The following is a 10,867-nucleotide window of genomic DNA, read 5'->3' on the forward strand; positions in this document are numbered from 1 at the left end:
GCTGGGGTAGCGCCCTCGAACTGCTAGAGGAAGCCGCGGGCAGGGGGACGCGTGGACATGGTGGACGAGCGGGTGCTGGAGTTCTCGCGAGCGCAGAAGGCCGAGGATCCCTACGGCTTCCGCTTCGAGGAGCAGGAGTACCGGCTGAGGCAGCTGGGCGGCGGGGTGAAGAGCGCACGCTTCCCGTGGAACGAGCAGCTGATGGCGGATCTGCAAGCGCTGGCGCGGCAGGAGCCGGATCCGGAGGTGGCGCGGCGGCTGGGTGAACAGCTGCGCCGCTTCCTGGATGAGCTGGACTGGGGCGGGCACGAGTCCGCGCTGCGGGGCAGAGGCGGGCCCAGGCTGGTGGTGCGCTCGGCGGCGGCGGAGCTGTACGCGCTGCCGTGGGAGCTGGTGACGATGGAGGGCTCCGGGCAGCACCTGGTGGAGCTGCCGGGCGCCAGCCTGCGCTACGAGTGGCCCGCTGAGCGCAAGCGGTCACCCCCTGGCGAGGCCATGCCGGGCGGCCGGGTGCTGCTGGCGTGGTCCGCGGCAGGAGGGCACGTGCCCGTGGACGGACACCTTCGAGCGCTGGAGCAGGCCAGCCAGCAGGGGGACTTCGCCTTCGATGCGCAGCACGACGTGCTGGGGCGGGTGTCGCTGAGCAGCCTGGAGCAGCTGCTGAAGAGCTCGCGCGAGCCGGTGTCGGTGCTGCACGTGCTCTGCCATGGCGCGGCGGTGGAGGGCTCTGCCTCGCGCCTGTACGGGCTGGCGTGGAACGCGCCGAAGGAGGGGGCTGGCGTGGAGGTGGTGGACGGGGGGCGGCTGGGGGCAGTGCTGGCGCCGTACGTGGGCTCGCTGCGCATGGTGGTGCTGAGCGCCTGCCATGGCGGGGATGGCGGCAAGCTGGCCAGCCACCTGGGCAGCGTGGCCCAGGCGCTGCACCGGGTGGGCATCGAGATGGTGGTGGCCTCGAGGCTGCCGTTGTCGGTGGAGGGCTCGGTGCTGTTGGCGGAGACCTTGTACGAGCAGCTGCTGGTGGAGTCGGCCTCGCTCGAGCAGGCGCTGGGAGCGGCGCGGCGCAGGCTCCGGGTGGAGGGGCGCGGCCTGGACTGGGCCTCGCTGCAGCTCTATGCGCGCCGGGAGGGCCCGGGAGACTCGAGGCCGGTGGCGCTGCGACCCTATCGAGGGCTGCTGGCCTTCGAGCCGAAGCACCGGCGCTTCTTCTTCGGCCGCGGCAAGCTGGAGGCCGCGCTGCTGGAGCGGATCCTGCAGGCGGTGCGAGGATCCGGGCCCCGCTGGCAAGTGGTGGCAGGAGCGTCCGGGACGGGCAAGTCCTCCGTGGTGCTCGCGGGAGTGCTGCCCCTGTTGCCGCGGCAGGAGTGGGACTGGCTGGTGGTGAGGCCCGGAGAGCTGGTGCGGGCTGGCACGCAGGCAGAGAGTGGGCGGTCCGGGGCACTGAGAGAGCTGCTGCGCCGGTTGCACGCGCTGGACTCCTCCGCCGAGCCGCAGCCCGCGAGCCAGGCCGCGACTCCAGAGGTGCTGGTGGAGGCGGTGCGCCGGCTGAGGCCGTCTCGCGGGGAGCGCAAGCTGCTGCTGGTGGTGGATCAGCTGGAGGAGCTCTTTACCCAGCTCGAGAGCGAGGAGCGCCAGGCTCTGATGCAGGGGATCTGGCGCCTGGCGCGGGAGCCAGGGCTGGGATGCATGGTGGTGGCCACGCTGCGGGTGGATCACTTCGAGCGCTGCGGAGAGGTCGTGCTGGAGGAGGGGATGCGGCTGGACGCGGCCGTGTACTCCGAGGAGCACCGAGTCTTCGTGGCGCGGATGAGCCAGGAGGAGCTGGCGGAGGTGATCGAGCAGCCCGCGCGCCAGGTGGGGCTGGAGCTGGAGCCGGGGCTGGTGGACCGGCTGCGCAAGGACGTGGGGCTGGAGCCGGGAGGGCTGCCACTGCTGGAGCACGCGCTGGATCTGCTGTGGCAGCGGAGGCAGGGCCGGTGGTTGACGCACGAGGCCTACGAGGAGCTGGGAGGCGTGGCGGGAGCGCTGACGCAGACGGCGGAGCGGCTGTACGAGGAGCTGAGCGAGAGCGAGCGCCAGCAGGTGCGGCGGCTGTTGGTGCGGCTGGTGGCCCTCCGAGACTTGTCTAGCGCACGGTCGCGGGGACGGGCCTGGGTGGAGGAGCTGAGGCCGCGGGAAGGCCCGGCGCGGGAGTCCTTCGATGCGGTGCTGGAGAAGTTGGTGGGCACCCGGCTGCTGGTGAAGGGAGGCCAGGAGGAGGGGGACGCGGGGAGAGGAGCGTGGGTACAGCTGGCGCACGAGACGCTGCTGCGGCGGTGGAAGCGGCTGGAGCGGTGGGTGGAGGAGGACTGGGAGCGGGAGCAGCAGCTGCGCGAGGTGGAGGAGTGGGCGCAGGATTGGGAGGAGCGCCGGGGAGGCGTGGATGGGGGGGCCTCGTATCTCCTGACGGGGGACAGGCTCGGCTACGCCCGGGGGCTGCGCGAGAAGTATGGCGGAGAGCTGTCACCGAGGAGCCTCCGGCTGCTGGAGGAGTCCCTGGCAGCGGAGGGACGCCGGCAGGAGGAGGAGCGGGAGCGGCATCGCAAGGAGGCGGAGACGCTGCGGGACCTGGCAGAGGCACGGGCCCGCGCGGCACGCTTCTTCCGGACCAGCTTCGGGGTGACGGGCGTGCTGCTGCTGGGAGCCATGGGGGCCATGACCGTGGTGTGGGGGCTGCGCAGGGAGGAGATGGCGCAACGCAGGGCAGCGCAGAGCACGGCGCGCATCCTGCTGGCCGAGCAGTTCCGCGCGCAGGATCCGGCTCGGGCCGTGCTCTTCCTGCGCGAGGTGGCTCCCGAAGACAGGGGCCCGCGGTGGTGGGCTCCAGCCATGGCAGTCCTTCAGCAGCCTGCGGCCTGGGTGGTGCTCAGGGGCCATGGCGACACGGTGCACATAGCGGCCTTCAGCCCGGATGGGCAGAAGGTGGTGACGGCCTCCAAGGATGGGACAGCGCGGGTGTGGAGCACCCGGGGAGAGCTGCTGGCCACGCTGGCAGGTGATGAGGAAGAGGAGTGGGGAGAGGTGTACTCGGTAGCCTTCAGCCCGGACGGGCAGAAGGTGGTGACAGCCTCCAGGGATGGGATGGCGCGGGTGTGGAGCACGGAAGGCAAGCGGCTGGCCACCCTCGAGGGCCACGACGCGCGGGTGGAGTCGGCCACCTTCAGCCCGGACGGGCTGAAGGTGTTGACGGCCTCCGCGGACAAGACGGCGCGGGTGTGGAGTGTGGAGGGCAAGCTGCTCGCCACGCTCGAGGGACACGGCTCCTCGCTGCGGATGGCCGCCTTCAGCGCGGATGGGCAGCGGGTGGTGACCGCCTCGTTCGACACGACGGCGCGGGTGTGGAGCGTGGACGGGGAACTGCTGTCCACGCTCTCCGGACATGGACACTGGGTGATGTCGGCCGCCTTCAGTCCGGACGGGCAGCGGGTGGTGACGGCCTCCATGGATGGGATGGCGCGGGTGTGGAGCGTGGATGGGGCGCTGCAGGCCACGCTCTCAGGCCATGGAGGGGCCGCACGGATGGGCGAGGGAGTGCTGTCCGCCGCCTTCAGCGCGGATGGGCAGCGAGTGGTGACGGCTTCCCAGGATGGGACGGCGCGGGTCTGGAAGGCCAACGGGGGGATCTTTGCGCGCCTCGAGGGGCATGCCGGCCCGGTGTTCTCGGCCACCTTCAGCCCGGATGGCCAGCGCGTGGTGACGGCCTCGGAAGATGGGACGGCGCGGGTATGGGATGTGAAGGAGACGTTGCTGAAGGACCGGCTGCTGGCCACGCTGACAGGCCACGGCAAGGGGGTGCTGTCCGTGGCCTTCAGTCCGGATGGCCATCAGGTGGCAACGGCCTCCAAGGATGGCACTGCGCGGCTGTGGCCTGCGGGGAGCGATGGGTGGGTGCTGGCCACGCTGGCAGGCCATGAGCGAGAGGTGTCGTCCGCGGTCTTCAGCGCGGACGGGCAGCGGGTGGTGACCGCCTCCGAGGATGGGACGGCGCGGGTGTGGGCCGCGGAGGGGAAGCTGCTGGCCACGCTCAAGGGCCACCGTCATGGCGTGCAGTCCGCGGCCTTCAGCGCGGACGGGCAGCGGGTGGTGACGGCCTCGGGGGACAACACGGCACGGGTTTGGAGCGCGAGTGGGGAGCTGCAGGTCACGCTCGCAGGCCACGGTGACGACGTGCACACGGCGGTCTTCGATTCGAAGGGGGAGCGGGTGCTCACGGCGTCGGGAGACAGGACGGCGCGGGTGTGGAGCGCCAGCGGGGAGCTGCTGTTCACGCTCACGGACCACGGGGCGGGCGTACGTTCAGCGGCCTTCAGCGCGGACGGGCAGCGGGTAGTGACGGCCTCCACGGATGGGACGGCGCGGGTGTGGAGCGCCAGCGGAGCGCTGCAGGCCACGCTCGAGGGCCACCGGGGCGGAGTGTTGTCGGCGGCCTTCAGCCCGGATGGGCAGCAGGTGGTGACTGCCTCCGCGGACGGGACCGCGCGGGTGTGGAGCGTGAAGGGCAAGCTGCAGGCCACGCTCAAGGGCCACGGCACGGAGGGGGTGTACTCGGCGGCCTTCAGCCCGGATGGGCAGTGGGTGGTGACGGCTTCGCACGACAATACGGCGCGGCTGTGGAGCACGGATGGGAGGCTGCTGGGCACCCTCAAAGGCCACCAGGGCTGGGTGGAGTCTGCGGCCTTCAGCCCGGATGGGGAGCGGCTGGTGACGGCCTCGGCCGACAGGACAGCCAGGGTGTGGCCCGTGGGCACCCGGTTTCTGGGAGAGCGCTTGGAGGCTGCCACCCGCGACTGCCTGAGCCTCGAGGAGCGGCAGCAGTACCTGGATGAGTCACCCGAGCAGGCCCGGGCCGCGCATGAGCGCTGTGAGCTCGCGGCTGGAAGGAAGCCTTGAGCGAGCGCCCTGCCCGCGCAACGGAGACCGCGGCGTCCGCCGGGCGAACCCGGTGAGCGCCGCGGCACGGGTGCTCGACAGGTCCTCAGTACTTCATGCGGAGGAGGGTGACGCCCACGATGTCGTTCGTGGCCTGGAGGTTCTTCCTGCCCGACACGGTCATGGTCAGGGTGTGCCTGCCGAGTGGTAGGTTCGAGAGCTTGAAGGCCTTCACCTCGCCCGCTCCGTACTGATCCAGGTCGCCCAGGAGCTCGCCATCCAGGGTGATCTCCGCGATGCCCCGGTTGGGAGAGGCCAGGTACCTCAGCTCCACGTTGGTTCCGGAGAACGTGAACCGGACGGAGCTCCCGCGGGTCTGCGACTGCATGCGTTCTCCATGGGTGGCGTCCGTGACCCAGCTCCACGTCCCGCCGTACACCCACAGCCAATAGTCGGCCGGGTAGGTCCAAGTGGAGTTAGGGTCGCCCACCGCGGCGTTCGCATCGACGATGAACGCGTCGACGTCGCTCCAGCTTTGGTGGATGTTCTGGCCATCGACGGCGCCCAGGGCCACCACCTCGATGGTGTGCGTCCCTGGGGAGACCGCCCAGGTCTTCATCACGTGCCAGCGCTGGTTCACGTGCGGTGTCCGGTTCTCGAGCGTCTCCCTGAGCTGACCGTCGATGTAGACCTGCGACTTCCAGCGGTTGCTGCCCATCGTGTACACGAGGGAGATGGAGTGGTTGGCGGTGAAGGTCAGCCTCGCGATGGCGCCGGCGCTCTGGGTCTCGCTGAGCGTGTCCTGGGTGGCGTTGTCATAGACGGTGTTGTACTGGCTGGACTCGTGGTTCCACGCGCCGGTGTACACGATCGCGGGGTTCGTGTTGTCGTAGACGGTCTCGGCGAGCGCCGGGACCGCGAGGAGCAGGCCCGCCAGGGCCGTGAAGATCCGAGTGATTTGCGTGTTCATGGGTTGCCTCCTGAGGTGCTGCGAGCTGGTGGAGCCCACCAGCCGGGGTTGAAGAAAAGACGGGCCCCTTCGCCCGCGCGGCAGCGCGCGGATCCGGAGCGGTTGGAAGTGATGGGGAAGAGTGGGTCCCCGCGTGGGCGGGGAGGCGGCGGCGCTCGTGGGCTTCAGGCACCTGCCACGGTGAGACGGGAACGATCAGGGTCTTGGTTGGGTTGGCTCCTCTCGGTGTGTCCTGCGGGTCACTCGCAGAGCCAGATGCTTTCTGACGGGTTTATTACCTGCTCTTTTTCGGATCCTTTTCCGGGCCCCGGGCCCACCTGACCTCCGCTCCATGTCCGAGACCTCTCCTCCGAGCGATTCTTCCCGGGTCCTCCAGCTCCTCAAGCGGTACGGCTGGAACTCCACCTCCTTCCAGGTGCTGGAGCCGGGGTTCCGCTACTGGTTCGACGCGGAGGGGGACGCCTGCGTCGCGTACGTGGACACGGGCGGCGCGTGGGTGGCGGCGGGTGCGCCCATCGCTCCCGCAGAGCGCCTCGCCGAGGTGGCCTCCGCCTTCGAGGCAGCGGCGCACGCCGAGGGCCGGCGAGTCTGCTTCTTCGCCACGGAGCAGCGCTTCGCCTCGGCCGTGCCGGTGGAGGTGATGTCCATCGGCGAGCAGCCGATGTGGGATCCGCGCCGCTGGGAGGAGACGGTGCGCTCCAGCCGCAGCCTGCGAGAGCAGCTCCGCCGGGCCCGGGCGCGGGGCGTCACCGTGCGCCGGGTGAGCCCAGAGGAGCTGAGGGATTCGGAGCACCCCACGCGGCGCGCGGTGGACCGGCTGCTGGCGCGCTGGCTCGCCTCGCGACGGATGGCGCCCATGGGCTTCCTCGTGCAGATGTCTCCCTACGCCTTCGCGGAGGAGCGCCGCGCCTTCGTGGGAGAGCTGAGCGGTGAGGTGGTGTGCTTCCTCTCCGCGGCCCCCGTCTTCGCGCGCGAGGGGTGGTTGCTCCAGCACATCATCCGCGATCCGCGGGCACCCAACGGCACCGCGGAGCTCATGGTCGACGCCGCCATGCGCGCGGCCGCGGAGGAGGGGAGGCACTACGTGACGCTGGGGCTGGCGCCGCTCTCCGGGGAAGTGGCGCCCTGGCTCCGCGCGGCGAGGGTCTGGGGCACGGCGCTCTTCGACTTCGAGGGCCTGCGCGCCTTCAAGGCGAAGCTGCGGCCCCACGCCTGGGACTCCATCCACCTGGCCTGGCCTGCGCGGACAGGAAGCCTCTGGCCCGTGTACGACGCGCTGCAGGCTTTCGCGCGTGGAAGCTTCTTTCGCTTCGGCCTCGTCACCCTGCTGCGCCGCGCGGACCTGCTCGTCCGCCTGCTGGCGATCCTGCTCATTCCCTGGACGGTGCTGCTGGCCCTGCCCATCAGCTCGGACCACTTCCCCTCTCAGTGCGTCCAATGGGCCTGGGTGAGCTTCGACGTCGGGCTCACGGGCGCGCTCTTCGGGCTGCTCCACCGCTGGCGCTCATGGCTGGCGGGGCTGCTCGGCGGAGTCATTGCCGTGGATGCCTGTCTGACTGCCTGGCAGGCGGTGGCCTACAACGCGCCGCGGGCCAACCAGCTGCTCGACTGGGTCATCATCGGAGTCGCGGTGCTGGCACCCGCCACGGCGGCCTGCCTGCTGGCATGGGCCTGGCGCCATCCTCCTCCGGCTCACTCCTGACGGCGGACGGCGTCCTCTCTCTCCGGCGGAACGTACGCGCCAGGGTGGAGATGGAGGTAGACGACCTGCCCCTCGATTCGCTCCACGAGGTGGAGGTTCACCACGTAGTCCCGCTGGGCGGGCCAGCCCTGCTCGAGCTCGAACTGCGTGGCTTCCAGGTTGGCCACCGTGCCCAGCTTGTGGCCCTCGACATCCCGCACGGTCATGCCCTCTCGGAGCTCACCAGGGTCAATCATCGCTTCCTCCTCACTCGCTCTTCGGCAGGGAACTCCTGCGCGTCCATCTCCTCTTGGAAAACACCGGGTTCCCTGGCGGACATACCCTCCAGGGTGGGAAAGGAGGTTGACTGACGGTGAACATCCCAGACGTACTTGGGGGCGTACGAACGTGGCAGGTAGGGCGTGCGGATGCTTGCCTGCTCGAGGGAGGAATGCCCATGGTTCTCAGGTCGTCCGTCACCTGGATGCTTGCCGTCTTGGTAGGCGTAGGCGCTGGAGCCAGTCACGCGGCAGAGCCGCCGCGGGCTTCAGCTCCACCCCCGAAGCTGCCACTGGGAGTCTCACCCGTGCTGTGGAGGATCTCCGTCCCAGCGGGAGCCGAGCCCACGCCGGAGAAGGTGTTGCTCGGAGAGAAGCTCTTCAATGATCAGCGGCTGTCGGTGGATGACACCGTCTCCTGCTCCACCTGCCACGAGCCGAGGAAGGGCTTCGTGGATGGCAAGGCGCTGTCCACGGGCATCAAGGGCCAGCAGGTGACACGCAACAGCCCCACCGTCCTCAACGCCATGTTCAACGCCACCCAGTTCTGGGATGGCCGCGCCGGCACGCTGGAGGATCAGGCCAAGCTGCCCATCCTCAACCCGCGCGAGATGGGGATGCCCTCCCCCGAGGCGGTGGTGACCAAGGTGCGCGCCATCCCCGAGTACGCCGCCGAGTTCAAGCAGGTGTTCGGGCGGGAGGTCACCTATGACGACCTGGCCTCCGCCATCGCCGCCTTCGAGCGCACGCAGTTCTCCGGCAGCGCGCGCTTCGACACGTTCATCCACGGTGACGCGAAGGCGCTCAACGCCTCGGAGAAGCGCGGCTGGGCACTGTTCAACGGCAAGGCGCGCTGCAACACGTGCCACGCGGCCAACATCGCCTCGCCGCTCTTCTCGGATCAGAAGTTCCACAACATCGGCATCGCGGCGCACAAGCAGAACTTCGTGGAGCTGGCACGCGAGGCCCTGAAAGTCGTGCGCACCGGGGACGAGCAGCAGATCGACGAGCTGGCGCTGGAGACGAAGTTCTCCGAGCTGGGCCGCTTCCTGGTGACGAAGCAGGAGAACGACGTGGGCACCTTCAAGACGCCCACGCTGCGCAACGTTGGCATCACGGGCCCGTACATGCACGACGGCTCGCTGACGACGCTGTGGGACGTCATTGACCACTACAACAAGGGCGGCGTGCCCAACCCGTACCTGGACGGGGGCATGCAGCGGCTGGGGCTCACCGAGCCGGAGATCGACGACGTGGTGGCCTTCCTCTTCGCCCTCACGGACGAGCGCTTTGCCCAGTTCAACCAGCAGGAGCTGGCCAGGCAGCGCGGGCGCAAGAACAACCGCCCGGAGCGCGACACGGCCGTGGCCCTGGGGAAGAAGGGCCACCTGGGGGACCTCGCACCCAACCCGGATCTTGAGCAGAAGAACCCAGCGGAGCTCGGCGTGTACGGCGCGGAGACCTCCCTCCAGACCGCGGAGAAGAAGTAGGGGACGCGCACACCATGTCCAACAAGTGAGCGGATGAAGATCGTCGCCGGCCTGGACAACGGCATCCAGTCGCGCTTCGAGGTGGATGCCGAGCAGCGCGCCTGGCTGCAGAAGGATCTGGCCAAGGTGGACAAGAAGACGCCCGTCATCGTCTTCAGCCACTCGCCGCTCTACAAGTACTACAAGCCGTGGAACTTCTGGACGGACGACGCGGACGAGGTGCATGCGATCCTCAAGCCCTTCGAGAAGGTCACCGTCATCCACGGGCACACGCACCAGCTGCTCACCCACCGCATCGGCAACATGCAGTTCCACGGGAGGCTGTCCACGGCGTGGCCGTGGCCGTACGCGCCAGAGGGACTGCCGAACTTCACCACGCAGATGAACCGTCCGGACCCGTTCAGCCAGTTCGACGGCTGCGGGGATGGGCGGCTGGAGTACGGCAAGCACTGACGCGCCATCGCTCTGAACGGGCGCGCATCATGGACGTGATGCGCGCCCCGGAGCGTGGGGTGTAGATTCTGAGGATGATCGAACTGGCGCTCGCGCTCGTCCTGACGCAGACCCCTGCTGTACCTCCTGAGGTCTTCCAACGCTTCGAGGCGGAGCGGGGGCCTGTGCTCCAGGCGCTATCGGCGAAGTATGCATGCGACAAGCCTGCCAAGACCCCGAAGCCGCTGTGTGCCGTCGCCCAGATGGAGGAGAAGGGGACAGCCGAGGACCTTCGCGGCAAGAACACGTTCGTAGGGCTGACCTGGATCGTCAAGCGCGGGAAGGCCGGGAAGGCGGAGGTGGGCGAGCCGAAGGTCTCCGCGCTCGCGCTCAACAAGGACAGTGTCGGTGTCTGGGGCGCACTCACCGAGATCGCTCCGCAGAATGCCGAGGAGCGGACGATGCTTGCGGGGCTCGCGAAGGACTACACGGCACTCCTCGAAGGGCGGAAGCAGACGGTGCCGCTCCCGGCCGACGTCCGCGCCCTGCTCGCCGCCTGGTCGAAGTCCGCCAACCATCTCGTGGAGAAGAAGGATGGCGCCTGGGTCTTCAAAGGTGCTCCAGGCGCCTTCCGCAAGGTCGGCGAGCGCTGGGTCTCGGTCGGGGCACCAAGAGGAGGAGAGGGGATCATCGTGTCGATCTTCGTGCCATACGTGGAGCCGCAATAGCCACGAACCTGTCTGACAGGTAGACAGGTTGGGCGTTGATCATCGCCGAGAGGCGGGCCTGCTCGGACGGCTCAGGCGCTCGCGCTGCTCGAGCGTGCCCAACAGCCTCGCTGCCTCTTCCTGGCTGTCGGCCGTCGCGCGCTTGGAGGTACGGACCCGAGAGAGCAGCTTCCTGGCCTTGGCGGGTTCCTCCAGCGGACCCGCGTAGAGCTTGGCCACCTCGAGCACTGCATCCCCGTCGCCCATGGCGGCGGCCTTCTCGAACCACCGGACGGCCAGCCGCAGCCGCCCCTCGTCCCGATAGATGGTCCCGATGTTGTTCGCGGCCGCTGCTTCACCGCCGCGCACGGCCTTCCGGTACCACTGCAGGGCGTGGGTGCGAG

7 protein-coding genes and 1 pseudogene are annotated in these 10,867 nt (G+C 69.4%); 5 read left to right on the plus strand and 3 right to left on the minus strand.

All coding sequences use genetic code 11. The features are described from left to right. The first annotated feature begins 57 nt into the window (after positions 1–57). Positions 58–4,926, plus strand: coding sequence for a CHAT domain-containing protein (locus VD972_RS21810; protein ID WP_324990004.1), 4,869 nt, complete (start codon positions 58–60; stop codon positions 4,924–4,926). A gap of 85 nt (positions 4,927–5,011) precedes the next feature. On the opposite strand, the gene VD972_RS21815 is transcribed toward VD972_RS21810, so the two are convergent. Further along, the gene (locus VD972_RS21815; protein ID WP_324989994.1) at positions 5,012–5,875 is read right to left on the minus strand and encodes a hypothetical protein; all 864 of its coding nucleotides are present in this window, start codon (positions 5,873–5,875) and stop codon (positions 5,012–5,014) included. A 331-nt stretch (positions 5,876–6,206) separates the two neighbouring features. On the opposite strand from VD972_RS21815, the gene VD972_RS21820 reads away from it, so the two are divergent. Next, complete coding sequence (locus VD972_RS21820) at positions 6,207–7,577, plus strand: DUF2156 domain-containing protein (protein ID WP_324989996.1); 1,371 nt, start codon at positions 6,207–6,209, stop codon at positions 7,575–7,577. Here VD972_RS21820 and VD972_RS21825 read toward each other — a convergent pair. Beyond that, positions 7,568–7,813 carry a DUF2171 domain-containing protein gene (locus VD972_RS21825; protein ID WP_324989998.1) on the minus strand — a complete coding sequence of 82 codons (246 nt, stop codon included), beginning with the start codon at positions 7,811–7,813 and terminating at the stop codon, positions 7,568–7,570. The genes VD972_RS21820 and VD972_RS21825 overlap by 10 nt on opposite strands. A 329-nt stretch (positions 7,814–8,142) precedes the next feature. Between VD972_RS21825 and VD972_RS21830 the strand changes: the two genes are divergently transcribed. From VD972_RS21830 to VD972_RS21840, 3 genes are all read left to right on the plus strand, one after another. Further along, entirely contained in the window at positions 8,143–9,324 is a 1,182-nt protein-coding gene (locus VD972_RS21830) for a cytochrome-c peroxidase (protein WP_324990000.1), read from the plus strand. Between the two features lie 33 nt (positions 9,325–9,357). Continuing rightward, the gene (locus VD972_RS21835) at positions 9,358–9,777 is read left to right on the plus strand and encodes a metallophosphoesterase family protein (RefSeq protein WP_414654098.1); all 420 of its coding nucleotides are present in this window, start codon (positions 9,358–9,360) and stop codon (positions 9,775–9,777) included. Between the two features lie 74 nt (positions 9,778–9,851). Continuing rightward, on the plus strand, positions 9,852–10,484 hold the full coding sequence (locus VD972_RS21840) for a hypothetical protein (protein WP_324990002.1): 633 nt from the start codon (positions 9,852–9,854) through the stop codon (positions 10,482–10,484). Positions 10,485–10,523: 39 nt separating this feature from the next. Here the strand turns inward: VD972_RS21840 and VD972_RS21845 are convergent. Beyond that, positions 10,524–10,867 (minus strand): annotated as a pseudogene (locus tag VD972_RS21845) (hypothetical protein); the annotation flags it as partial.

This window comes from Hyalangium sp., assembly GCF_035629615.1.
GTDB lineage: Bacteria > Myxococcota > Myxococcia > Myxococcales > Myxococcaceae > Hyalangium.

What these genes read in the sequence shown, in the direction of transcription:
- VD972_RS21820 (WP_324989996.1), top strand. Translation starts at nt 6,207, where the DNA reads ATGTCCGAGACCTCTCCTCCGAGCGATTCTTCCCGGGTCCTCCAGCTC.
- VD972_RS21825 (WP_324989998.1), bottom strand. Translation starts at nt 7,813, where the DNA reads ATGATTGACCCTGGTGAGCTCCGAGAGGGCATGACCGTGCGGGATGTC.
- VD972_RS21815 (WP_324989994.1), bottom strand. Translation starts at nt 5,875, where the DNA reads ATGAACACGCAAATCACTCGGATCTTCACGGCCCTGGCGGGCCTGCTC.
- VD972_RS21810 (WP_324990004.1), top strand. Translation starts at nt 58, where the DNA reads ATGGTGGACGAGCGGGTGCTGGAGTTCTCGCGAGCGCAGAAGGCCGAG.
- VD972_RS21840 (WP_324990002.1), top strand. Translation starts at nt 9,852, where the DNA reads ATGATCGAACTGGCGCTCGCGCTCGTCCTGACGCAGACCCCTGCTGTA.
- VD972_RS21835 (WP_414654098.1), top strand. Translation starts at nt 9,358, where the DNA reads ATGAAGATCGTCGCCGGCCTGGACAACGGCATCCAGTCGCGCTTCGAG.